Raw genomic sequence first — 24,031 nt, forward strand, 5'->3', positions numbered from 1 at the left:
TGACGAGCGACGCGGCCCGCGAGGGAAGGCGGGTCGCGGTGGCGGGTGGGCGGGTGCGGGGAGGAACCCGCGGCGGTGGTCCGCTCAACCACCGCCGCGGGCGGTCTGTCAGGCCGTGCGCAGCCAGGCCGAGGCGTCGGCGGGCAGTCGCCCGTCGGTCAGCTCGATGCTGGTCAGCAGCACTGCCGTGTGCGCGGGCAGGTCGACCGGTTCGGTGGACAGGTTCACCACGCAGGTGAAGCCGCCGGGCCGGGTGAACGCGACGACCTGCTCGGGGGTGTCCAGCCAGGTCATCGGCCCGTCGCCGAGCCCGGCCTCGCCGCCCCGGATGGCCAGGGCGGCCTGGTAGAGGCGCAGCATCGAGCCGGGGTCGGCCTGCTGCGCTTCGACGGTCAGGTGCGCCCAGTCCGGCTGCGGCAGCCAGGCTGGCTCGGCGCCGGAAGGGCTGAAACCGTGCGAGGAACCGGTCGACGACCAGGGCAGCGGCACCCGGCAGCCGTCGCGGCCCGGGTCGGTGCCGCCGGAGCGGTGGTAGATCGGGTCCTGGCGGGTGTCGTCGGGCAGCCGCTCGACGTCGGGCAGGCCCAGCTCCTCGCCCTGGTACACGTACACCGAGCCGGGCAGCGCCAGGGTCAGCAGCGCCGCCGCGCGGGCCCGGCGCAGGCCGAGCGCCTCGTCGGTGGGCATGAGGTGGCGGGCCTGGCGCAGGGCGTGCTCGAAGCCGGTGTCGGTGCGGCCGTAGCGGGTCACCGTACGGGTGACGTCGTGGTTGGCCAGCACCCAGCTGCTCGGTGCGCCGACCGGGGCGTGCGAGGCCAGGGTCGCGTCGACGCAGTGGCGCAGCGACTTGGCGTCCCACGGGCAGCCGAGGAAGTGGAAGTTGAACGCGGCGTGCATCTCGTCGGGCCGCAGGTACAGCGCGAACCGGTCGATGTCGGCGAGCAGGACCTCGCCGATGAGCGCCCGCGGCTGCTCGTACGAGTCGGCGATGACGCGCCACGACCGGTAGATGTCGTGGATGGCGTCGCGGTCCTCGAACGGGTGCGGCGAGGGCGGGGCGGCCGGGTCGAAGTCGGCCAGCGTCGGGTCCTTCACGCACAGGGCGGCGGAGTCGATGCGGATGCCGTCGATGCCGCGGTCGAACCAGAACCGCAGGATGTCCTCGAACTCGGCCCGGACCAGGGGGTTCTCCCAGTTCAGGTCGGGCTGCTCGGGGGCGAACAGGTGCAGGTACCACTCGCCGTCGGCGACCCGGGTCCAGGCCGGTCCGTTGAAGATGGAGTTCCAGTCGTTGGGCGGCAGCTCGCCGTGCTCCCCCCGACCGGCCCGGAACCAGAACAGGTCCCGGGCCGGTGAGCCCGGCCCCTCGGCTAGCGCGCGCTGGAACCACGCGTGGGCGTCGGAGCAGTGGTTGGGCACGATGTCGATGATGATGCGGATGTCGCGCTCGTGCGCCTCCGCGATCAGCAGCTCCGCCTCTTCGAGGGTGCCGAAGGACGGGTCGATGTCGCGGTAGTCGGCCACGTCGTAGCCGGCGTCCGCCATCGGCGATGGGTACCAGGGGCTGAACCAGATCGCGTTGATGCCGAGGGAGTGCAGGTACCCGAGCTTGGCGCGGATACCCGCCAGGTCGCCCACGCCGTCGCCGTTCGCGTCGGCGAAGGAGCGCGGGTAGACCTGGTAGATGGCGGCGTGGTGCCACCAGTCGCGGGTGTCGTTGTGGAACACGGGTACCTGCCTTCAGTGTCTAGCGGTGGGTTCGGTCAGAAACCGCTGTTGCCGGGGCCGCGGTTGAGCGTGTAACCCAGCCGGTTGATCAATCCGCCGCTCGCGGCGCCGGAGACGGCGACGTACGTGACGTACGCGCTGCCCGCGGCGTTGAGCTCGATCCCGTACGTCCCGGCGCCGTTGACGGTGACGTGGTCGAGCGTGAGGTTGGTGATGTTGCGCTGGAAGCTGAGCAGGATGCCCTGGTAGGTGGAGTCGATGATGTCGACGTCCAAGACCTGGACCGGGGCCGTGATGTCGGTGGCCTCCGCGTAGATCCACAGCCCGCCGAGCGAGGAGTTCCAGTTGCGCTCGAAGCTCGACGTGCGGGTCAGCGTGTTGCGCTGCACCGAGGTCGTGTTGCTGAACGGCAGCGCCCCGTGCCAGGTGCTGATGGCGATGCCGGACCCGGCGTACACCGAGTCGCTGATCAGGTTGTCCTCGATGCGGTTGCCGTTGCCGCCGTAGATCGCCGCGCCATTGGCCAGCATCGGCAGCGCCACCGTGTTGAAGGTGAACGCGCCGTTGGTGACCGGTGCCGAGTTGGACCACATGGCCAGCGCGTCGTCACCGGTGTTGCGCAGCGTGCTCTGGTCGACGCGCACGTTGGTCGCGCCGCCGTTGACGTTCACGCCGTCGGCGAAGATGTTGCGCATCCGGGTGCCGACGACGTACAGGCCGTTGGTGCCGGTGGACGGCCACATGCCGACCTTGGTGTGCTCCAGCCAGACGTTGCTGACCAGCGAGCCGGTGCCGAAGTTGCCCTCGATGCCGGCGTCGAACGCGCTGTCGTCGCGGTAGCGCACGTCGCCGGCCAGGGTGAAGTCGGCCAGCCGCACGTTCGACCCGGTCGCGAAGAAGCCGCCCTTGCCGTTGGTGCCCCTGATGACGGTGTGCCATACGCCCGCGCCGCGCAGGGAGACGTTGGCGATGTTGACCCGCGCGTTCACGATGAACGTGCCGGCCGGCACCCACAGCCCCTTGCCCTGGCTCTGCGCCGCAGAGATCGCGCTGTTGAACGCGTTGGTGTCGTCACCGCTGTCGTTGGCGACGGCCCCGTAGGAGGTCAGGTTCAGGAAGTCGGCCGGGGCGGACAGCGCCGCCGGGGCGACCTCGGCCTCGATCAGGTCGATCGTGTAGTACGCCGCCGACGAGGACGCGTCCTTCTGCAGCTTGATGACCGTGCCCGCCGGGTACGTGGTGCCCAGCAGCACCCGCACGTCGTCGAAGAACCGGTGCGGCTCGCCGCCCGCCGGGTTGTTGTTGTACGGGTAGGCCCCGTACACCCAGCTGTAGACCGAGCTGAGGCTGACGTCCTGGATCTTCGTCGAGCCCGCGTACAGCGCCAGCGGGTTGGTGTTGCCGGTGCCCGCCGCGTTGTCCGGGATCGAGTAGCGGATCACGAACGCGTTCGCCGGCTTGGTCAGCGTGACCTGCACGTACTGCCCGGTCGAGGACAGCTTCACGGCCCGGCGGCCGGACGCCTCCGACGCCTCGGTCAGGTAGGCCCGGTTCGGCCCGATGACGGAGGCGTTGTTGCTGCCCGACTCCGCCTCGTAGACGGTGTACGGCAGGGTCGCGCCGCGGGTGGCCAGGGCCGTGCCGCTGCCGACGGTGACGTTGTCCAGCAGCACGTTGCCGGAGTCGCCCGAGTCGTACTGGTACCCGATGATGTTCAGCCCGGCGCGCAGGGTGAGGCTCTGCGCGGCGTTGAGCCAGCCCGAACCGGCGGGCAGCGCCAACTGGCCGGTCTTGAGGCCGTTGACGTACACCGACACCGTGCGGGCCGCGCCGTTGCTGTTGGTGTAGCGCAGCGTCACCGTGGTCGCCCCCGCCGTGGTGGCGTTGACGGTGCGGATGACCCGCGCGCCGGCCGTGGTCAGGCCGGTCACGTAACCGCTACCGGTGTAACCGCCGGTGCCGGTCGCGGTGGACGTGCCACCGGAGAGGAAACCGGTCTCCAGCTCGTACGCCACACCGGTGACCGGCGGGGTCGGGCTGGTGCTCGGGGTCGGCGACGGGCTGCTCGGCGGGGTCGTCCCGGACACGCTGATGTTGTCCAGGTTGATGTTGCCCGAGTCGGTGCTGTCGAACTTCATCGCGACCGTGTTGTTCCCGGCGTTGAGCGTGACGCCCTCGGCCGTGGTGCCCCAGGTGTCCCAGTTGGCGGTCGCCGGGAGGTTGATCTGGCGCAGCTTGGCGCCGTTGACGTACAGCGACAGGGTCATGTTCGCGCCGGTGCCGTTGGCGTAGCGCACCGTGACCGTGGCCGTGCCCGCGCTCGCGGTGCTCACGGTGAACGACGTGTTCGCATTGCCCTTGTTGCCATCGGTGTAACCGCCCACGAAACCGGAGCCGGTGAAGCCCGGGTGGTCGGTGGCCACGGTCGCGCCGCCGGACAGCGAAGCCGACTCGGCCTCGTACTGGCCCGCGGGCGGGGCCGCGATGTCGGCGACGGTCAGGCTGTCCAGGTTGACGTTGCCCGAGTCGGCCGTGTCGAACTTGTAGGACACGGTGCTGCTGCCGCCGGGCAGCGACACCGTCTCGACCTGGTTGCCCCAGGTGTCCCAGTTCGCGGTGGCGTTGAGGCTGATCTGCTTGAGCTTCGTGCCGTTGACGTACAGCGACAGGGTCTTGGTCGCCGTGGTGCCGTTGGCGTAGCGCAGGGTCAGCGTGCGGCTGGCCGTCCCGGACACGTTCACGGTGAACGTCAGGTTGGCGTTGCCCTTGTTCGTGTCGGTGTAGCCGCCCACGAACCCGGAACCGGTGTAACCGGTGTGGTCGGTGGCGACCACGGTCCCGCCGGCCCGCGCGGCCGACTCGGCCTGGTAGGTCGTCGTCGCGGCGGACGCGGGCAGGGCCGTGAGCAGGCCCGCGGCCAGGGTGAGCACGGCCGCGGCGAGAGCGGCCAGCAGGGTGCGAGCGGGGATGCGTGGAGCGGTGCGATGGTGCAGCGTCATTGCGTACTCCCTTCACTTGCGTCGGTGTGTCCCCCGTGGCGGTGGAACCCGGCCGTCCGTCGCCGGGCGGCGACAGCAGACCGTGTTCCGGGCAGCACCGACCGGCCCCCGGGCATGGCGGAGCCGGGCGGCGGTGCGTGAGCGGATCTACGATCCGGCCGCCACCGGGCGGGGCGGCCGGAAACTTGATGGGTTACCCCTTGAGGGCTCCCGCGGACAGGCCGTTGAGAATGCTGCGCTGGAAGACCATGAAGATGACGACCATCGGGATGCTGGCGATGGCCAGGCCCGCGAACATCTCGTTGTTGGTGACCCGGCCGGTGCTGGCCAGGCGGCTCAGCGCCACGCTGATGGTCTGGCCCTCCGCCTCCTGCAGGACCAGCAGCGGCCAGAGGAAGTCCTTCCAGGACCCGATGATCGCGAAGATGGAGACGACCGCCAGCACCGGGCGCGACAGCGGCAGGATGATGTGCCACAGCAGCCGCAGCCGCCCCGCGCCGTCGATGCCCGCCGAGTCCAGCAGGTCGTTCGGGATCTGGTCGAAGAAGCGCTTGAGCACGTAGATGTTGAACGCGTTCGCCGCGCCCGGCAGCCACAGCGCCCACGGGGTGTTGAGCAGGTTGACCCCGAAGATCGGCACCTCGGCGACGGTCAGGTAGGCGGGCACCAGCAGTGCCGCGGCGGGCAGCATCAGGCTGGCCAGCATGCCGCCCAGCACCACATTGCCGAGGATCGGCCGCAACTTCGACAGGGCGTACGCAGCCGCGACGTCGACGATCAGCTGGATGAGCCAGCCGCCGAGCGCGTAGAACGCCGTGTTGGCCAGGTAGCGGCCGATCTCCAGCCGCCGCCACGCCTCAAGATAGGTCTCGGGGTGCCACTCGGTCGGCCACAGCGTCGGCGACGGCTGCGCCAGCTCGATCGGCGTCTTCATCGCGCCGGTGACCATCCAGTACAGCGGGAAGATGAAGGCCAGCACGAAGGCCACCGCCAGCGTGCCCAGCACCAGGCGGTAGATCAGTCGGCCGTTGCCGCGGCGCAGGTCGGCGTCGGAGATCAGGGATCGCGTCAGGGAACTCATCGGGGATCCTCTCAGTCGGCCTTGCGGGTGAGCCGCAGGTAGAGGGCCGAGAACGCGCCGAGCACGATGAACAGGAGCACGCTCATCGCGGCGGCCATGCCGAAGTCGTGGTTGATGGTGAAGGCGTACCGGTAGATCAGCACCATCACCGTGATCGTCTCGGGGTTGGTGGTGCCGGTGAGCTGGAACGGCTCGATGAAGACCTGCATCGTGGCGACGATCTGCAGCAGCAGCAGGACCAGCATGATGAAGCGCATCTGCGGGATGGTCACGTGCCGGATGCGCTGCCAGACGGTCGCGCCGTCGAGCTCGGCGGCCTCGTACAGCTCGCCCGGGATGCCGGCCAGGCCGGCCAGGTACATGATGGTCGCGCCGCCCATGTTCGACCAGGTCGAGACCAGCACCAGCGAGATCATCGCCATCTTCGGCGACTGGTTCCAGTCGGAGGTCGGCAGGCCGACGCCGGACAGCACAGCGTTGAACAGGCCGTTGCCGGGGTCATAGAAGTACTGCCAGAGCAGCACGCTGACGATCGGCGGCAGCATCACCGGCAGGTACACCGCGAACCGGAAGAAGCCCTTGGCGTGCCGGAACTCGTTGATGACCAGCGCCAGCACGAACGGCACCGCGAACCCGAACAGCAGCGCCAGGCCGGTGAACTCCAGCGTGTTCAGCCACGCGGTGGCGAACAGCGGATCGTCGAGCACGGCCGTGTAGTTGTCCATGCCGACCCAGATCGGGTCGGTGACGAAGTTGTCCTGCTGGAAGCTGAGGATGATGCCCTTGACCAGCGGCCACCAGGAGAACAGGGCGAAGCAGAGCAGGCCGGTCGCGAGGAACGCGTACGCCTGGAGGTTGTCCCCGATTCTGCGGCGCAACCGCGCCGCGCGGGCCGAACCCGGCCCACCGGGCGCATCGGCGCGCCCCGTCCCCCGTGTCACCGCTGCCGAGCTCTGCGGCGCGATCACCGTCATCGTCTTGCTTCCTTCCCTGCTGTGCTGAACCTGGGGCAGGTGGGTCCCGGACCCGCGCCGGCGGACCGTCCTTCCAGACGTGCCACCGGCGCCCCCGCGGCCCGGGACCCTACCGCGTCACTTGACGGTCGACAGGATCTGGTTGACCTGCTTCTCGGCGTCCGCCAGCAGCTTGGCGATGTCGGCGTTCTGGTCCGTCAGCACCTTCTGCATGGCCGTGTCCAGCACCGCATAGATCTGCTGCGCCAGCGGCGGCTCCAGCTTCAGCGGGATGGTGGTGGCGGTGGCGAGGAACGGCCCGAAGTTCTCCGACGGGATGTTGGCGTGCTTCTTGGTCGCCTCCTCCCACTTGGCCAGCGAGGCGCCGGTCCAGATGTTCGGCTGCGGGAGACCCACGGGCTGGCCCTTGGCGGCCGCCTTCTCGTTGTCGGCCGCGATGCGGTCCGGGTCGAGCGCGCCGCCCTTGAAGGACAGCCAGGTCAGACCGGCCTTGATCTTCTCCGGACTGAGGCCGGCCTTGAACATGTAGCCGTCGCCGCCGCCCAGGGTGCCCTGGCCGCCGGGGATGCCGCCGAGACCGAAGTCCTCGTACTTGGCCTTGTACTGGTTCACGATGACGGGGAAGTTGTCAGCGGAGCCGATGTACATGCCGAGCTTGCCCGACGCCATCATCTGCAGCAGGTCGGCCCACTCGAGCAGCTGACGCTGGCCCATCGTGTTGTCCGTCCAGCGCATGTCCTTCAGCTGCTGCAGGACCTGCTTGCCCTTGTCGTTGTTGAAGGCGGCCCTCCAGGTGTCGCCTTCCTTGACCGCGACGTCACCGCCGACGGAGTACATTTCCGCGGTGAAGTGCCAGCCGCCGGTGTTGTTCTTGCTGTAGTCGCCGTAGCCGACGGTGCCGTTGCCCAGCGCCGCGATCTTCTTGGCCGCCTCACGGACCTCTTCCCAGGTCTTCGGCGGGCTGGCCGGGTCGAGACCGGCCTTGGTGAACAGTGTCCGGTTGTAGACCAGGCCCAGCGAGTAGTTCGCCACCGGCACGCCGAAGATCTTGCCGTCGGAGCCGGTGAAGACCTTCATCAGGTCCGGCTTGACGTCCTTGATCGACGGGAAGTCCGCCAGCTGCGCCGAGATGTCCTGCACCTGGCGCTTGGCGATCAGAGCCGCCGGGTCGGTCAGGTAGACGTAGAAGACGTCCTCCAGCTGACCGCCGGCCAGCTTGGTGGCGAACGTCTGGGGGTCCATGAACCCCTCTTTGGCGTCAATCTTGATGTTCGGGTACTTGGCCTCGAACGCCTTGACGTCGTCCTTGAAGTTCTGGTGGTTGACCGCGTCCGTCGCCGGGGGCATCCCGTTGACGGTGATGGTCACCGGACCGCTGGGGGTCTCCGGCTCCTCGCTGGCGCAGGCCGCGCCGAGCATCGTCGTGCCGGCCACCAGCGCGAGCGCCAGCGACTTGCCGAGCAAACGTCGGTTCATCGGTTCTCCGATCCCTTCTGTATGCACACCCCGGACCTCAGCCGGCCCGGCTGCTCCGGCAGCGGCGAGCGCTCCGGGTTGTTAATTGCGCATTGCGGCCGCGTCGCTCGGGGGTTACAGCGCCGTGGCGTGAGCAGAAGGATAGGCGCGCTCGCGCCCGGAAGTCCAGAGGATGACGCAAAAACGTGATGACTCGTTTGCCATCCACTTGCACAGTCCCGCAAGTTCGTGACTCATCGATATGACGCGCGATGAAGGGCGCGACCAGCGCAATCCCTAGATCGCCACCGCCCCCACACCCCCGCACGACCCCTTGATCGTCCGACTTGCCTGGCAGGTGTGCGTATCTTGCACGCCCATACCCCCACTTGCCAGGCAAGTCGAGCGATCACCCACCCCGCACCCCGACGACCCACGGCCCGACCACACGCGGCCCGGCGGCCCGGCGGCCCGCCCCGGCCGCGACCGCGCCCGCGCCCCACCCCAGGCGCAACTCTTAAAGAGTCGGGGGGGGGGGGGGGGGGGGGGGGGGGGGGGGGGGGGGGGGGGGGGGGGGCGGCGGGGGGGGGGGGCCCCGCCCGGGGCGGGGGGGGGGGGGGGGGTGTGGCCGGGGGGGCCCGCCCCCCCACCACCGTGTTCGCTACTGCTTCAGGAACTGCTGGGCGGCGCTGCCGTTGCAGTCCCACAGCCGCAGGCGCGAGCCGTTGGCGGTGGAGCCGTTGGGCGAGTCGAGGCAGCGGCCGGACTGCGGGTTGCGCAGCGAGCCGTTGGCCTGCGGTATCCACTGCTGGGCGCCACCGGCGTTGCAGTCCCACAGCTGGATGAGGGTGCCGTTGGCGGTGCCGTTGCCGGTGGCGTCCATGCAGCGGCCGAGGGTACGCAGGGTGGTGGTGTCCCACGCCCACTTCTGGTCCACGGCCGCGGACTGGCAGTCCCACAGCTGGACGGCCGCCCCGTTGACCCCGGTGTCGTCGGCGGCCACGTCGACGCACTTGCCGCCCGGCCCGATGATGTTGGTGGCGGCGGTGGACCCGCCGCCGACCCGGAACACCTGCGCCACGCTGCCGTTGCAGTCGTAGAGCTGCAGCCGGGCCCCGTTGGCGGTGGAGCCGCTCGGCGAGTCGAGGCAGCGGTTCGACTGCGGGTTGCGCAGCGAGCCGTTGGCCTGCTGCACCCACTGCTGGGCGCCGCCGCCGTTGCAGTCCCACAGCTGGATGAGGGTGCCGTTGGCGGTGCCGTTGCCGGTGGCGTCCATGCAGCGGCCGAGGGTGCGCAGCGAGCTGCCGTCCCAGGTCCAGCGCTGGTCACCGGAGGTCGCCTGGCAATCCCACAGCTGGACGGCCGAGCCGTTGCCGCCGGTGTCGTCGGCGGCAACGTCCACGCACTTGCCGCCGGGGCCGATGATGCGCTGGCCGGGCGGCGGGCCGGTGTTGAGCGCCTTGGACGCGGCGATGATGCCCTGGTTGGCGGCCCGCACCCGGGCGGCGTCGAACTTCAGGATCTGCCGGTCGTACGTCCAGAAGCCGTTGACCTCGCCCTCGACGTCGAAGGGCTGCGTGTAGACCAGGCCGGACAGGCCCCGGGTGTACATCAGGTTGGTCGACGAGTTGATCAGGCCCACGAAGCGGTCGGTGATGGACTGGGTGCTGGTGTGCATCTCGTACGCCCCGAACTGGCCGTTCGGGCTGTACTCGTGACCGGGCGAGCGCAGGCCCATGCCGCCGTACTCGCCGAGCATCGCGACGCGGGTCGCGGTCGGGGTCGGGGAGTCGGGGCCGACGTACATGTGCCAGTCCATGATGTCGCCGTTGCCGGGGTCGCCCTTGGACGCGCAGCAGTTGTAGCCGCTGTGCGGGTTGACGAGCCTGGTCGGATCCTGGTTCTTGACGTTCGTGGCGACCCGGGACGTGTCGGCGAGGTTCCACTCGCCCCAGCCCTCGTTGAACGGCACGTACACGACGACGGCGGGGGAGGAGCGGTGCTCGTCGACGACCTCGCGCAGTTCGGTCTCCCACTGCGTCTGCTGGGCCGCGGTGCCGGGGTCGCCCTTGCTCGGCATGTCCTGCCAGACCAGCAGGCCTAGGCGGTCGGCGTGGTAGAACCAGCGCTGCGGCTCGACCTTGATGTGCTTGCGGACCATGTTGAAGCCGAGGTCCTTGATCTTCTGGAGGTCGCCGGCCAGTGCCGCGTCGGTCGGCGCGGTGTACAGGCCGTCGGGCCAGAAGCCCTGGTCGAGGGTGCCGTTGTGCATGACGAACTGGCCGTTGAGGGTCGGTATCAGCTTGCCGTTGAGCACGGCCTTGCCGACCTCGCGCATGCCGAAGTAGTGCATGGTCTGGTCGACGGTCGCACCCGAGCTGTTACGCAGGGACAGCCGCAGGTTGTAGAGGAACGGGTCGTCGGGCGACCAGCGGCGGGCGCTGGGCACCGGGACGGTGAACTCGGTGAAGCCGCCGGTCGCGGCGCCGACGACGGTGGCGCCGTTGAGCGCTTCGGCGTACACGGTGTGCCCGGTGACGTCGCCGCGGGTGAACACCCGGATCCGCAGGGTGTTGTTGCTCAGGTTGGCGTAGAGGTCGGCGCTGTAGATCGACGAGGTCGGGGTGGGCTCCATCCAGACCGTCTGCCAGATGCCCGAGGTGGGGATGTAGAAGATCCCGCCGGGGTTGCGGACCTGCTTGCCGCGGGCCGGGTTGGCGCCTTCGGCGCCGGAGTCGGTGGGGTCGAAGACCCGCACGATCAGCTCGTTGGCGCCCCCGTTGAGCTGCGCCGTGACGTCGAACTCGAACCGGTCGTAGCCGCCGGTGTGGGTGCCGACCTGCACGCCGTTGACCCATACCGTGGTGCGCCAGTCGACCGCGCCGAAGTGCAGCTGCACGCGGCGGCCGGCCCAACCGGCCGGGACGGTGAAGGTGCGCCGGTAGGTCAGGTAGTAGCGGTTGTCGTTGGCGGGGCGCTTGATGCCCGACAGCGCCGACTCGACCGGGAAGGGCACGTTGACCCGCTCGGGCAGAGTCTGGCCGAACACGGGCGCGCCGTTGGTGGTGGACTGGCTCAGCTGCCACTCGCCGTTGAGATTGAGCCAGTCGGGTCGGGTCATCTGCGGGCGCGGGTACTCCGGCAGCGGGGTGCCGTTGAGCGCCTGGCCGGTCCACGGGGTGGTCAGCGGGGAGGGCTGCGCGGGGGCGGCCGCGGCCGGAGCCGCGGCGGCGGCGAGGCCGCCGATGACGGTGAGGATGCCGAGGGCGCCGTGCAGGACGGCGGTCAGCAGGCGCCGTCGGTGACGTGCTGGGTGCATGGGGTCTCCCAGGGTCGTTACCGGGCCTGATGAGGCGTCGCCGAAAGCCTCATCGTGGTCGGGGAAGGCGGCGGCGACAGTCCGTAGTGGATCATCACCGTCCCAGAGCTCACGGCTCTATAACGTTATTTGCAGCTAATTGATACTCGTATAAATACATGACTGTCAAGGTCTGGACATCGTCCGGAAACGAGCCGCGGTGCGGCTCGCGGCTGCGATCAGGAGCGGCGCGAGGACAGCACGCAGAACTCGTTGCCCTCCGGGTCGGCCAGCACGACCCAGTGCTGCTCGCCCTGTCCGATGTCGGCGCGCGTCGCGCCGAGCGCGAGCAGCCGGTCCACCTCGGCGTCGCGGTCGTCGGGGCGGAAGTCGAGGTGCAACCGGTTCTTGCCGGTCTTGGCTTCGGGCACCGGCACGAAGATGAGACCGGGCAGCCGGTCGAGGGCGGGGCGGATCTCGTACCAGCGCGGGTCGTCGTCGACGACCACCCAGCCGAGCGCCTCCCGCCACCAGCGGCCCAGTGCCGCAGGGTCGTGCGCGTCCACGACGGTCTGCTCCCACTCCAGGCTCACGGGCTCAGCCTAGACACGCTGCGAGCGACTGTCCTGCCCGCGCCGACGGGTATCAAAAAGAGACAGTAGCCCTGTAACAGCACCTTCACGCATTAATGGAGATAATCGGTCATAAGGGTACTGTCAGCCTATATATCTCAGCTATGCAGCTAACCCGGATGCGCGGCATAGTGGCCGCCACCGCATCGTTGAGCGCGACTGCCGCCGCGATGCTAATCATGATCACCGCCGATCCAGCCCATGCGGTGAGCCCGTCCGCGCCGACCGCCGCGGCGCTCGGCTTCAACGTCTTCGTCGCGGGCAATGCCACCCTCACCAGCAACGAGTCCGAAGGGCCGGTCGCGCTGGGCGGCGCGCTCACCATCGGCGGCAACTACCAGGTCGGCGGGAACTCGTCGGGCACCTTCATCGCCCCCGGCGACAGCGTCCCCAGCGCCCTGGTCATCGGCGGCACCATCAACTTCCCCGGCAGCACCGCCTCCATCCTGTCGGTGCAGAACAACGCGTACGCCAAGCTGGGCAACCCGGCCGGAGCCGACGTCCGCGACATCGACGACAGCAACAACCCGGGCCCCACCCACATCGTCGCCGAGAACGCCGCCTACAACTCGATGCCGCGCGTGCAGCTCGGCGTCACGCAGCCGGTCGTCTCCGTGCTGGCCGCCACCGGCATCAACTTCGCCACCGCCTTCGCCGACTTCCGCAGCTCGTCGAGCGACCTGGCCACCTGCGTCAACAACGTCATCTTGAGGGACGCCAACGGCGGGCTCCTGCCGCCGAACCTGCCCCCTGGGACGAACGCCTTCATCACCCTGGCTCCCGGCACCAACGTCCTCAATCTCACGGCCGCCAACCTCACGAACATCTCCACCCTCACCTTCCTGAACCAGCCGTCCGCGGCTGCACCCCTGCTGATCAACGTCGACACCGGTCCCGGCAACGTCTTCAACTGGACCGTGCCCAACCAGGCCGGCATCAGCGGTGCCAACGCGCCATACCTGCTCTGGAACTTCCCGACGGCGACTGCGATCACCCTGGCCACGAACGGGGCGACGCTGGAGGGCACCCTTTACGCCCCCAATGCCGCGCTGACCGATCTGAGCTCCTCCAACATTGAAGGCCAGGTCATCGCGGCCAGCCTCATCCACGGCACTGCCGCCGCCAACGGCGGCGAGATGCACCACTTCCCGTTCGCCGCCACGCTGAGCTGCGTCGCCACTCCCACCCCGGACCTCAGCACGGACGCGTCCGGCAACATCACGTTGGGCGGCCAGATCCACGACGTGGCGACCCTCGCGGGCGGCGAGAACCCGACGGGCACGATCACGTTCACCCTGTACGGCCCCAACGACGCGACGTGCACGGGCACGGCAGTGGACACGTCGGTGGCGACGGTCGTCGGGGACGGGGAGTACATGTCGGACGACTTCACCCCGACCCAGGCGGGTGTCTACCGGTGGATCGCCAGCTACAGCGGCGACGACGACAACGCGGGCGTGACCCAGCCGTGCAACGCCGCGAACGAGTCGGTGGTCGTCGGCCCGGCGGTGGTGACGCCGACGCTGACGACGGACGCGTCCGATGACATCACGCTCGGCGGCCAGGTCAGCGACACCGCGACGCTCGCGGGCGGGCAGAACCCGACCGGCACGATCACCTTCAGCCTGTACGGCCCGAACAACGCGACGTGCACGGGCACTCCGGTGTTCACCACCGCGGTGCCGGTGTCGAACAACGGCATCTACCCGTCGCTGCCGTTCCCGCCGACCCAGCCCGGCACCTACCGATGGATCGCCAGCTACAGCGGCGACGCCGCCAATGCGGGAGTCACCCTGCTGTGCAACGCTCCGAACGAGTCGGTGGTCGTCCGGCCGGCGGTGGTGACGCCGACGCTGACGACCGACGCCTCGGACAACATCACGCTGGGCGGCCAGATCAACGACACCGCGACGCTCGCGGGCGGGCAGAACCCGACCGGCACGATCACCTTCAGCCTGTACGGCCCGAACAACGCGACGTGCACCGGCGATCCGGTGTTCACCTCGACGGTGCCGGTGTCGGGCAACAGCACCTACCTGTCGCAGGCGTTCGCCCCGACGCTGGCAGGCACCTACCGGTGGATCGCGTCCTACAGCGGTGACGCCGCGAACGCGGGCGTGACCAGGCCGTGCAACGACCCGAACGAGTCCGTGGTCGTCAGCGCGGGCACGGTGACCCCGACTCTGTCGACGGACGCCTCGGATGACATCACGCTGGGCGGCCAGATCCGCGACACCGCCACGCTCGCCGGCGGCCAGAGCCCGACCGGCACGATCACCTTCAGCCTGTACGGCCCGGACAACGCCACCTGCACGGGCACTCCGGTGTTCACCTCGACGGTGCCGGTGACGGGCAACGGAAACTATCCGTCGCAGCAGTTCACGCCGACGCTGGCAGGCACCTACCGGTGGATCGCCTCCTACAGTGGTGACGCCGTCAACGCGGGTGTGACCAGGCCGTGCAACGACCCGAACGAGTCCGTGGTCGTCAGCCAGGGCACGGTGACCCCGACGCTGACCACGGACGCGTCGCGTGACACCTACGTCGGCAAGGAGATCTACGACCGGGCCACCCTGGCCGGCGGGATCGCGCCGACCGGCACGATCACGTTCCGCCTGTACGGACCGGGCGACGCGACCTGTTCCCGTACGCCGGTGTTCACGTCCACGGTCGACGTCTCCGGCAACGGCGACTACCGCTCGGACCCGTTCCGGGCCCGCGAACCCGGCACCTACCAGTGGGTTGCCTCCTACAGCGGCGACGACGGCAACCAGGCCGTGCAGACCAGCTGCGGCGACCCGGCCGAGCGGGTCGTGATCAAGAAGAAGAGGCCGTACGGCGGCAAGCCCCGGCCCTGACCGGGAGCCTGACGCACCGTTCAGGTGAAGTGATGCACGCCGGCCCACCGCCGGCGTGCATCACTGTCCTCCTACCGCTCCCACCACCTGAGCACCCGCATCGCCCGCAGCGTCACCCAGCGCGAGGGCCTGCCCGGCCCGTCCTCCATCTCGAACCAGACCCGGCCCGGCAGTCTGCGGTCGAGGGCCCAGGTGCCGTCCGGCAGGCGCCGGGAACGCAGGTAATCGACCGCGTCGCCCAGCCTCGGGTCGGGCGCGGCGCCGGTCAGGGCGGCGGCGGCACGGAAGTAGTCCAGCGCCCGCAGCACGTCGTAGTGCCAGCGGTTCGGATACGCGAAGCTCAGGAACTGCTCGTCGGCCGGTTCGCCGGTGCTCAGGCGGCGGAAGAGGCCGCGCGTCAGGAGATACTCCCCGCCCGAGGTGCGCGCCTGGCGGATCTGCGGCGTGCCGCCGGTGGCCCGCTCCTGCTCCAGGAGCCCCTCCAGCACGTTGATGGTGCTGTGGAATGACGAGCGGACCGAGCCACGCTCCCGCTCGCAGTTCCAGCCGCCGTCGGCCAGGCGCTCGCCGCTGAGCCGATCGGCCAGCGGCGAGACGTCGACGCCGAAGTAGGCGCCGTCGGCGACGGTCCGGCCGTTGATGCACTCCTCGACCTCGCCCTCCCAGTAGGGCTGGCCCTCGTGCTCCCAGCGTGCATGGGCGCCGATCAGCGCGACGGCGCGGGCGGCCCGCGCCGAGCCGGGATCGAGACCGAACTCCCGCAGCTGCGACAGGGTGAACGAGGTGGCCGTCCACGGCTGACCGACCTCGCGCCACTCCCGTGAGTCGAACGCGCGCGGGATGAAGGCGCCGCCCGCCCACTGCCCGTCGTCGTCCTCCAGGCTGAGCAGCCTGGCTCCCCAGCCGCTCGTCTCGACCTGCGCGCGTTCGGCCGCCCACTGCGGCTGCGGGGCATCGAGCAGGTCGCGCATCACCTGCCATCGGATCGCGGGATCCGAGTCGAGCAGCCAGTCGATCACCGGGTCGGTGTCGGTCATGCCGGACAGCTTAGGAACTGCGGTGCGTTCGTCCAAGGGGGGATCGCGCGGCGGGTCGGCGTGGTTCCCAGCGTCTGCCCAGCGTGGCTGGCTACGGTGGGGTCATGGATGAGAACCGTGCTCGGCGCGTGGTGGACCGCCTGCGGGACCGCGGGGTGCCCGCGCACCTGTCGCTGGGTGGCGGACACCGGAAGGTCGGCGTCCGGATCGCCCTGCCCGACGGCCGCGAGGCGCTCTGGGACACCGACGGCACCGCGGGCCTGGAGGCGCAGGTGCTGCGTGACGGGATGCTCGTCGGGTTCGTCCCGCACATCACCGGCTCGGAGGAATTCACCGAGGAGCAGGTCGTCGACGCCATCGCACGCACCGACTACGACCAGCCGATCGCCCGCCAGCGCGCCGTGGCCCCGCCACCGGCGGCCCCCCTCCCCATGGAGGGCGGCTTCTTCCGCCGCCTCCGCGACGGCTTCCGCTGACCTTCACCTGCCGCAACTCTTAAAGACTCGGGCCCAACCGCGTACACGGTGGGCCCAAGTCTTTAAGAGTTGCGGCTCGAGTTTGCGGGGGACGCGGGTCGACGTGGGCGATGTCGGCATAGCGATACGGTCCGAAAACGGATACGCCCGGCGGGGCGGCCTGCCTAGGCTGGGACGGTCATCGATATGGGGGAGTGCGATGTCTGTCGCGGGCGGTGCCGCCCAGCAGTTGCTGGGCCGGCTCTGCGACGACCTGCGCCTGCTGCGTGAAGAGGCGGGCGGGCCGAGCCTGCGGGTGCTCGCGGCCGAGGTCGGGCTCGGCAAGAGCCAGCTCGGCGCGATCCTCAACGGGCGGGTCGAGCGGCTGCCGGACTGGCGTGTCGTCCGGGCCGTGGCGGCCCGCTGCCACGCCTACGCAGGGCAGCACGGCCGGTCGGCGAGCCTGTCGGCCAGGTTCGGCGTCGAGGAGTACTGGCGGCGGCGTCACGCGGCCATCGAGCAGCTGCTCAGCGAGTCGCCCGTCGCCCGGGACCTGCCCGCGCCCGAGCAGGATCGCCCGCGCGGGCTGCCGCCCCGGGGCCCGCACTTCGTCGGGCGCGGGCCGGAACTGGCCGCGCTGACGGCCGCCGACGGCACGGTGATCGTCACCGGCCCGCCCGGCATCGGCAAGACGTCCCTGGCCGTGCACTGGGCGCACCGGGCCGCGGACCGGTTCCCGGACGGCCAGCTGTACGTCGACCTGCGCGGGTTCGAGCCGTCCGGGGCCGTGCTGACGCCGGCCGAGGCGACGCGCGGCTTCCTCGAAGCACTCGGGGTCGCCCCGGATCGCCTGCCGGCCAGCCCGGATGCCCAGCTCGCGCTGTACCGCAGCCTGCTCGCGGACCGGCGGATGCTGGTCGTGCTCGACAACGCCCGCGACGCGGAGCAGGTGCTCTCGCTGCTGCCGAGCGGTCCGGGCTGCCAGGCGGTGGTCACCAGCCGCAGCCGCCTGGCCGGGCTGGTCGTGGCGCAGGCCGCGCAGGTGCTGCACCTGGACCCGCTCAGCGCCGGGGAGTCGGCGGAGCTGCTCGCCGCGCGTGTCGGCGAGCCGCGGGTGCAGGCCGAACGCGCCGCCGCCGAGGCGATCGTGCAGGCGTGCGCCCGGCTGCCACTGGCGCTGAGCGTCGCCGCGTGCCGGGTCGCGTTGCAGCCCGCGCTGTCGCTGGCGGAACTGGTGCGCGAACTGCGGGAGGAGCCGGGGGAGCTGGAGGCGCTGCGCACCGGCGACGGGTCCACCGACGTGCGGGCGGTCTTCTCCTGGTCGTATCGCACCCTCGACGCTGCGGCGGCCCGCACGCTGCGGCTGCTCGGGCTGACCTCGGGCGGCGACCTCGCCCCCGCCGCGGCGGCGAGTCTCGCGGCACTGCCGGTCGGCACGGCCCGGCGCGTGCTGGCCGAGCTGAGCGACGCCGGGCTGCTCAGCGAGCACCGCCCCGGGCGGTATGCGATGCACGACCTGGTGCGGGCGTACGCGCGGGAGCTGGCGCACGACGTCGACAGTCCGGCCGACCGCACGCAGGCCACGCGGCGGCTGCTCGACCACTACCTGCACACCGCCCACCGCGCCGCGGCCCTGCTGCATCCGCTGTTCAGCGACATCGCCCCGGCGCCGAGCAGCGACGGCGCGACGGCCGTGGAGCTCGGCGACGCCCAGGCGGCCCAGGCCTGGTTCGACGCCGAGCACGCCGTGCTGCTGGCGGAGATCGGCCGGGCCTGCGGCACCGGGTTCGGCAGGCACGCCTGGCAGCTCGTGTGGACCCTGTCCGGTTATCTCGACCGGCGGGCGATGTGGGTGCGGTGGCACGAGATCCAGGAGCTCGTCCTGCAGGCGGCGGAGCGGGACGGCGACCTGCCGGGGCAGGCGCACGGGCACCGCGACCTGGCCCGGGTCTGCTCCCGGCTGGGCCGCCACGACGAGTCACACGGGCAGCTCAAGCAGGCGCTGGACGACTTCGCCGACCTCGGTGACAACGACGGCCTGGCCCAGACGCACCTGAACCTCGGCCAGACGCTGGAGCGGGCGCACCGGCACCGCGAGGCACTGGAGCATTCGCGGCGGGCGCTGGAGCTGTTCACCGCGTCGGGCAACACGGCCGGCGAGGCGTACACCCTCAATGCGGTGGGCTGGCAGCTGGGGCTGCTCGGCGACCACCGCCAGGCGGTCGCCTACTGCCGGCGGGCGCTGGAGCGGCTGCAGCGCCTCGCCGACCCGCAGGGCGTCGCGGACACCCTGGACAGCCTCGGCTACGCGCACCACCATCTGGGGGATCTGCCCGCGGCCGTGGCGTGCTACGAACGCGCGCTGGCGATGTTCCGCGCCGACGGCGACCGGTTCGGCGCGGCCGCCACGCTGCGCAACCTCGCCGAGAGCCGGCTCGCCGCCGGCGACCGCGACGCTGCGCGGGCGGCGCTGCAGGAGGCGTGGGAGATCCTGGACCGCATCGGCCACGAGAGCGCGCACGCGGTGCGCGCCCGGCTGGACGCCGCCTGAGGCGACGCCCGCCGGGCGCGGACGGACTCACTGGTAGTAGAACTGCTGCGCGGTCTCGTACAGCTTGCACTCGATGACCTGCAGCGGGGCGTCGTTGTTGCTCGAGCGCCCCAGCACGTCGATGCACAGGCCCTTGACCTTGTTCTGGAACAGGTAGATGCCGGTGCCGAAGTACGAGATCGGGTACCACTCCTCGCTGGTGTACGCCGTCGAGCAGGTGAACTGCTGCGCCCGGGTGCCGATGACCACCTCGTCCTCGCTGTTGGCCGCGAGGTCGAGGCAGAGTCCGCTGCCCTGGTTGACGATCCAGTAGTACCCGCCGCTGGTGGGGAACAGCGCCCAGCGGTGCTGGGTCCGGTTCTCGCAGGTGCGCTGCACGATGGGGGCGTTGGGAATGTTCGAGTTGCCCTTCGGGATCACGCACTTGCGGGAGAACTCGTTGCGTATCTGCTGGAACACCCCGACCCCCATGGTCTGGTGGTCCTGCCCCGTCGGTGCCGCGTTCGCGGGCCCTGCGGAGGCCGTCGCCGCCGCGACGGCGGTGGCCAGGACCAGCGCGACCAGCCTGTGCCGCATGTTCATCCGGGACTCCTTCTGCTCGGCTCGGATGTCGTGGGATGACCGTGTCACCGGCGTCGCGCCGAGGCGTCGTCGTCCGGACAGGACGATCGAGACTCGCGGTTGACGGCCTGGCCATCGGGGGGTGTCCGGTCCCCGGTCACCGGACACGACCGGACGGCCCGCGGGGCGCCGCGGTGGCGGTCATGAGCGCCCTTCGCGTACCGCCGCGTACAGTTGGCCGGGATCGTCGATGCCCGGCCCGCTCCTCCGGCGGACCGGCGTCCGCCCCGTACTAGCTGGTGAGGAACGCATGCCCTCCTTCCCCCGCCCCGACCTCGGCCCGCTGACGCGCCGGTCCGCCCTGGCCGCCCTGGGTCTGACGGGCGCCGCGATCGGCCTGGCCGCCTGCACCGGCAGCAAGTCCCCGTCCGGCACCGGCTCGCCCGGCGGCGGCCAGAGCCCGGACGCCCCGCCGCCCAAGGCCACGGTCCTGATCACCGAGCCGGCTGCCGCCGCGGCAGAGGTCCCGGCGTCCGCCGAGATCGTGTTCACCGCGACCGACGCCGTCTCCACGCAGGTAGTGCTCAAGGACGCGGCCGGGACCGAACTGCCCGGGGAGATGCACCCCGACGGCAAGGGCTGGCTGCCCGCCAAGGCGCTGGCGTACGGGACGGCCCACACCGTCACGGTCACCGCGACCGGCGACGACGGCAGGCCCGCCACGGCCACGTCGACGTTCACGACGATGGCCCAGCCGGACAAGACCGTCCGGGTCGTCAGCTTCCTGCCCGACGGCGCGGTGGTCGGCGTCGGCATGCCGCTGATCTTCCGGCTCAGCCGCAAGATCCCTGAGGCGCAGCGGGCGGCGTTGCAGCGGCGGCTGCTGGTGCGGACGACTCCGGCGCAGGAGGGCATCTGGACCTGGTACACCGCCGACGAGCTGCACTGGCGGCCGAAGGAGTTCTGGCAGTCGGGCACGAAGGTGTTCGTCGACGTGCGCGCGGGCGGGCTGCCCGTGGGCGACGGCTACTTCGGCGCGCGCAACTCGACGCTGACCTGTTCCATCGGCCGCTCGCTGATCATGACGATCGACGACAAGGCCAAGCCGAAGGTGATGACCGTGGTGCGCGACGGCGTCACGCTGCGCAAGATCCGGGTCAGCCTCGGCCGCCCGAGCATGCCGTCGTCGAGCGGCACCACCGTCATCATCGAGCGCCTGGCCAAGACGGTGTTCGACACGACCAGCGATCCCAACCCTGGCAACCGCTACCGCACGAACATCGAGTATGCGCAGCGGCTGACCTGGGGTGGCGAGTTCATCCACGCCGCGCCGTGGTCGGTGTCGAACCAGGGCGTCCGCAACGTCTCGCACGGCTGCGTGAACATGTCGACCGCGGATGCCAAGTGGCTGTTCAACCTGACGATGATCGGCGACCCCGTCATCACCAAGGGCACCCCGCGCAAGCTGCAGTACGGCAACGGCTGGACCGACTTCGACAAGCCCTGGGACGAGTACGTCAAGGGCAGCGCGATCCCCTACACCCCGGCTGCGGAAGCGTCGCCGGAGCCCACGCCCTCGCCCTCGCCGGTCGCCTGACCTTTCGCGTTCCTCCTCCGCCCGTGGTCCGCACCCGCGGACCGCGGGCGCGAGCGTGCGCGCCGGCCGTCCACGTCGGACGGACGCCGCGTGGAGCGGGCGGGGGTGCCGCTCTCACCGCATGAAGTGCCACCCCCGCCCGCCGTCGAGCTGCCGACGCCGGCCGGGCGCACGGCATGTCTGCGGACTCGATCCGGTCGAACTCCGGACTCAGTTGCAGCGATAGTGTTAACGCACACATCGGTTCGCGTCAAGGGACGCCCGATGGCTGACCGCACCCGCCGCACGTCGCCTGCGTGAAGAGTTGCGCAAATTCTCGGGTCGTTCAGCACAAGCCGCCGTTACGCATCTGTTGCGAACGCGTGTCTTGACGCACTTCCATGTGAGCGCTAACACTGTGTGCCAGCAACCGAGCGGAGGAAGACATGAGCGACCGGTACGTCGTGGGCGTCGACTACGGCACGCTGTCCGGCCGGGCCCTGGTGGTCCGCGTCAGCGACGGCGCCGAGGTCGGCACCGCGGTGCACGAGTACCGCCACGGCGTCATGGACGGCGTGCTCGCCGCCTCCGGCGCGCCGCTGCCGCCGGACTGGGCGCTGCAGGACCCCGACGACTACCGCGACGTGCTGCGCAACGCGGTCCCGGCGGCGCTGGCCGCGGCGGGCATCGACCCGGCCGACGTGATCGGCATCGGCACCGACTTCACCGCGTGCACGGTGCTGCCGGCGCTGGCCGACGGCACGCCGCTGTGCGAGCTGCCGGAGCTGCGGCACCGCCCGCACGCCTGGGTGAAGCTGTGGAAGCACCACGCCGCCCAGCCGCACGCCGACCGCGTCAACGCCCTGGCCCACGAGCGCGGCGAGCCGTGGATCGGCCGTTACGGCGGCAAGATCTCCGCGGAGTGGCAGTACGCCAAGGGATTGCAGCTGCTGGAGGAGGACCCGGAGGTCTACGACCGGGCCGAGCGCTGGATCGAGGCGGCTGACTGGATCATCTGGCAGCTCTGCGGGGTCGAGACCCGCAACGTCTGCACCGCCGGTTACAAGGGCATCTTCCAGGACGGCAGCTACCCGTCGAAGGACTACCTGGCCGCGCTGAATCCCGGCTTCGCCGGCTTCGTCGCCAAGCTGGACGGTCCGCTGCTGCCGCTGGGCGCGCGGGCCGGCTCGCTGACCGCCGAGGCGGCCGCGTGGACGGGGCTGCCGGAGGGCATCGCGGTCGCGGTCGGCAACGTCGACGCGCACGTCACCGCCGCCGCCGCGCAGGCCCTGGACCCGGGCCGGCTGGTCGCCATCATGGGCACCTCGACCTGCCACGTCGTCAACGGCACGGTCCCGGCCGAGGTGGCCGGCATGTGCGGCGTCGTCGACGGCGGCATCAGCCCCGGCGCCTGGGGATACGAGGCGGGGCAGAGCGGCGTCGGCGACATCTTCGGCTGGTTCGTGGACCACGCCGCCCCGGCGGGCTTCGACTCGCACGAGCGGCTGTCCGAACTGGCCGCCGCCCAGCCGGTCGGCGGGCACGGGCTGATCGCCCTGGACTGGTGGAACGGCAACCGCTCGCTGCTGGTCAACCATGACCTGTCCGGCCTGATCGTAGGCCTGACCCTGGCGACCCGCCCGGCCGACGTCTACCGGGCGCTGCTGGAGTCCACCGCGTACGGCACCCGCATGATCATGGAGGCGTTCGCGGCGGCGGGGGTGCCGGTCACGGAGCTCGTGGTCGCGGGCGGCCTGACCACGAACCGGCTGCTGATGCAGATCTACGCCGACGTGACCGACCGGCCGCTGAGCATCATCGGCTCGGCACAGGGCCCGGCCCTGGGCTCGGCGATCCACGCCGCGGTCGCCGCCGGGGCGTACGCCGACGTGCACGAGGCGTCGGACGTGATGGGCCGCGTGGAGCGGGGCGTCTACCAGCCCGATCCGGCGCGCGCCCGCGCCTACGACGCGCTCTACGCCGAGTACCGCACCCTGCACGACCACTTCGGACGCGGCGCCAACGACGTGATGTCGCGCCTGCGCGCCATCCGCAACGCCGCCCAGCTGCGCTCGGTCGACGAGCCGACGGTGGCACTGGGGGTGGCGGCATGAGCGATGTCATCGCCGTGCTCCGCGAGACGGTCTCGTCGCTGCACGGGGAGCTGACGCGATATGGACTCGTGGCCTGGACGGCGGGCAACGTGTCGGCCCGGGTGCCGGGGCAGGAGCTGCTGGTCATCAAGCCCAGCGGGGTGTCCTACGACGACCTGAGCCCGGCCAACATGATCGTCTGTGACCTGGACGGCGTGGTCGTCGAGGGCGACCTGTCGCCGTCCAGCGACACGGCCGCCCACGCCTACGTCTACCGGGCCATGCCCGAGGTGGGCGGGGTGGTGCACACGCACAGCACGTACGCCACCGCGTGGGCGGCGCGCGGCGAGGCGATCCCGTGCCACCTGACGGCGCAGGCCGACGAGTTCGGCGGGGAGATCCCGGTCGGGCCCTTCGCGCTGATCGGCGGCGACGACATCGGCAAGGGCATCGTGGCCACCCTGTCCGGGCACCGCTCGCCGGCGGTGCTGATGCGCAACCACGGGGTCTTCACCATCGGCAAGGACGCCCGCGCCGCGGTCAAGGCGGCGGTGATGTGCGAGGACGTGGCCCGCACCGCCCACCTGGCCAGGGCGCTCGGGCAGCCGCTGCCGATGGCGCAGGCCGACGTGGACTCCCTCTACGACCGCTACCAGAACGTGTACGGCCAGACCGGCCGCTAGATGTCCGCCGGTTCGGCGCCGGCGGTGGCACCACCCCGATCCTCTCACCG

At 70.8% G+C, this 24,031-nt stretch carries 15 protein-coding genes; 6 read left to right on the forward strand and 9 right to left on the reverse strand.

Annotation, left to right across the window (positions count from 1 at the left end):
• Positions 1-108: 108 nt before the first annotated feature.
• The 7 genes from F6W97_RS27400 to F6W97_RS27435 all read right to left on the reverse strand — a co-directional run bounded on the left by F6W97_RS27400 (position 109) and on the right by F6W97_RS27435 (position 12,128).
• Positions 109-1,728 (reverse strand): glycoside hydrolase family 13 protein, encoded by a 1,620-nt coding sequence (locus F6W97_RS27400; RefSeq protein ID WP_155373390.1) that lies wholly within the window; start codon positions 1,726-1,728, stop codon positions 109-111.
• 35 nt (positions 1,729-1,763) lie between these two features.
• Positions 1,764-4,727 carry a CBM35 domain-containing protein gene (locus F6W97_RS27405; protein ID WP_155373391.1) on the reverse strand — a complete coding sequence of 988 codons (2,964 nt, stop codon included), beginning with the start codon at positions 4,725-4,727 and terminating at the stop codon, positions 1,764-1,766.
• A gap of 193 nt (positions 4,728-4,920) precedes the next feature.
• A complete protein-coding gene (locus tag F6W97_RS27410; RefSeq protein ID WP_155373392.1) occupies positions 4,921-5,808 on the reverse strand; it encodes a carbohydrate ABC transporter permease in 888 nt (295 codons plus the stop codon).
• A gap of 11 nt (positions 5,809-5,819) precedes the next feature.
• Positions 5,820-6,782: a carbohydrate ABC transporter permease gene (locus F6W97_RS27415; RefSeq protein ID WP_155373393.1), complete on the reverse strand. Its 963-nt coding sequence runs from the start codon at positions 6,780-6,782 to the stop codon at positions 5,820-5,822.
• A 117-nt stretch (positions 6,783-6,899) separates the two neighbouring features.
• Entirely contained in the window at positions 6,900-8,258 is a 1,359-nt protein-coding gene (locus F6W97_RS27420; protein WP_155373394.1) for an ABC transporter substrate-binding protein, read from the reverse strand.
• A gap of 640 nt (positions 8,259-8,898) precedes the next feature.
• Entirely contained in the window at positions 8,899-11,556 is a 2,658-nt protein-coding gene (locus F6W97_RS27430; RefSeq protein ID WP_155373395.1) for a ricin-type beta-trefoil lectin domain protein, read from the reverse strand.
• Between the two features lie 218 nt (positions 11,557-11,774).
• A complete protein-coding gene (locus tag F6W97_RS27435; protein ID WP_155373396.1) occupies positions 11,775-12,128 on the reverse strand; it encodes a VOC family protein in 354 nt (117 codons plus the stop codon).
• A gap of 218 nt (positions 12,129-12,346) precedes the next feature.
• Here F6W97_RS27435 and F6W97_RS27440 point away from each other — a divergent pair, with 218 nt between their 5' ends.
• Positions 12,347-15,025 carry a choice-of-anchor A family protein gene (locus tag F6W97_RS27440; RefSeq protein ID WP_196279351.1) on the forward strand — a complete coding sequence of 893 codons (2,679 nt, stop codon included), beginning with the start codon at positions 12,347-12,349 and terminating at the stop codon, positions 15,023-15,025.
• A 71-nt stretch (positions 15,026-15,096) separates the two neighbouring features.
• Here F6W97_RS27440 and F6W97_RS27445 read toward each other — a convergent pair whose 3' ends face one another.
• Positions 15,097-16,062 carry a squalene cyclase gene (locus F6W97_RS27445; protein WP_155373398.1) on the reverse strand — a complete coding sequence of 322 codons (966 nt, stop codon included), beginning with the start codon at positions 16,060-16,062 and terminating at the stop codon, positions 15,097-15,099.
• 104 nt (positions 16,063-16,166) lie between these two features.
• Between F6W97_RS27445 and F6W97_RS27450 the strand changes: the two genes are divergently transcribed.
• Positions 16,167-16,538: a hypothetical protein gene (locus tag F6W97_RS27450; protein WP_155373399.1), complete on the forward strand. Its 372-nt coding sequence runs from the start codon at positions 16,167-16,169 to the stop codon at positions 16,536-16,538.
• Between the two features lie 199 nt (positions 16,539-16,737).
• Complete coding sequence (locus F6W97_RS27455; protein ID WP_155373400.1) at positions 16,738-19,068, forward strand: ATP-binding protein; 2,331 nt, start codon at positions 16,738-16,740, stop codon at positions 19,066-19,068.
• A gap of 27 nt (positions 19,069-19,095) precedes the next feature.
• Here F6W97_RS27455 and F6W97_RS27460 read toward each other — a convergent pair whose 3' ends face one another.
• Positions 19,096-19,650 (reverse strand): RICIN domain-containing protein, encoded by a 555-nt coding sequence (locus tag F6W97_RS27460; RefSeq protein ID WP_155373401.1) that lies wholly within the window; start codon positions 19,648-19,650, stop codon positions 19,096-19,098.
• A 289-nt stretch (positions 19,651-19,939) separates the two neighbouring features.
• On the opposite strand from F6W97_RS27460, the gene F6W97_RS27465 reads away from it, so the two are divergent.
• The 3 genes from F6W97_RS27465 to F6W97_RS27475 all read left to right on the forward strand — a co-directional run bounded on the left by F6W97_RS27465 (position 19,940) and on the right by F6W97_RS27475 (position 23,981).
• Positions 19,940-21,226 (forward strand): L,D-transpeptidase, encoded by a 1,287-nt coding sequence (locus F6W97_RS27465; RefSeq protein WP_155373402.1) that lies wholly within the window; start codon positions 19,940-19,942, stop codon positions 21,224-21,226.
• Between the two features lie 425 nt (positions 21,227-21,651).
• Complete coding sequence (araB, locus tag F6W97_RS27470; RefSeq protein ID WP_155373403.1) at positions 21,652-23,319, forward strand: ribulokinase; 1,668 nt, start codon at positions 21,652-21,654, stop codon at positions 23,317-23,319.
• Entirely contained in the window at positions 23,316-23,981 is a 666-nt protein-coding gene (locus F6W97_RS27475) for an L-ribulose-5-phosphate 4-epimerase (RefSeq protein WP_155373404.1), read from the forward strand. Before araB ends, F6W97_RS27475 begins: the two co-directional genes overlap by 4 nt.
• Positions 23,982-24,031: the final 50 nt, after the last annotated feature.

Source organism: Catellatospora vulcania, from assembly GCF_009720385.1.
In the GTDB taxonomy this organism is placed as follows: domain Bacteria; phylum Actinomycetota; class Actinomycetes; order Mycobacteriales; family Micromonosporaceae; genus Catellatospora; species Catellatospora vulcania.

What these genes read in the sequence shown, in the direction of transcription:
- F6W97_RS27405 (WP_155373391.1), bottom strand. Translation starts at nt 4,727, where the DNA reads ATGACGCTGCACCATCGCACCGCTCCACGCATCCCCGCTCGCACCCTG.
- F6W97_RS27410 (WP_155373392.1), bottom strand. Translation starts at nt 5,808, where the DNA reads ATGAGTTCCCTGACGCGATCCCTGATCTCCGACGCCGACCTGCGCCGC.
- F6W97_RS27415 (WP_155373393.1), bottom strand. Translation starts at nt 6,782, where the DNA reads ATGACGGTGATCGCGCCGCAGAGCTCGGCAGCGGTGACACGGGGGACG.
- F6W97_RS27420 (WP_155373394.1), bottom strand. Translation starts at nt 8,258, where the DNA reads ATGAACCGACGTTTGCTCGGCAAGTCGCTGGCGCTCGCGCTGGTGGCC.
- F6W97_RS27430 (WP_155373395.1), bottom strand. Translation starts at nt 11,556, where the DNA reads ATGCACCCAGCACGTCACCGACGGCGCCTGCTGACCGCCGTCCTGCAC.
- F6W97_RS27440 (WP_196279351.1), top strand. Translation starts at nt 12,347, where the DNA reads ATGATCACCGCCGATCCAGCCCATGCGGTGAGCCCGTCCGCGCCGACC.
- F6W97_RS27445 (WP_155373398.1), bottom strand. Translation starts at nt 16,062, where the DNA reads ATGACCGACACCGACCCGGTGATCGACTGGCTGCTCGACTCGGATCCC.
- F6W97_RS27450 (WP_155373399.1), top strand. Translation starts at nt 16,167, where the DNA reads ATGGATGAGAACCGTGCTCGGCGCGTGGTGGACCGCCTGCGGGACCGC.
- F6W97_RS27455 (WP_155373400.1), top strand. Translation starts at nt 16,738, where the DNA reads ATGTCTGTCGCGGGCGGTGCCGCCCAGCAGTTGCTGGGCCGGCTCTGC.
- F6W97_RS27460 (WP_155373401.1), bottom strand. Translation starts at nt 19,650, where the DNA reads ATGAACATGCGGCACAGGCTGGTCGCGCTGGTCCTGGCCACCGCCGTC.
- F6W97_RS27465 (WP_155373402.1), top strand. Translation starts at nt 19,940, where the DNA reads ATGCCCTCCTTCCCCCGCCCCGACCTCGGCCCGCTGACGCGCCGGTCC.
- araB (WP_155373403.1), top strand. Translation starts at nt 21,652, where the DNA reads ATGAGCGACCGGTACGTCGTGGGCGTCGACTACGGCACGCTGTCCGGC.
- F6W97_RS27475 (WP_155373404.1), top strand. Translation starts at nt 23,316, where the DNA reads ATGAGCGATGTCATCGCCGTGCTCCGCGAGACGGTCTCGTCGCTGCAC.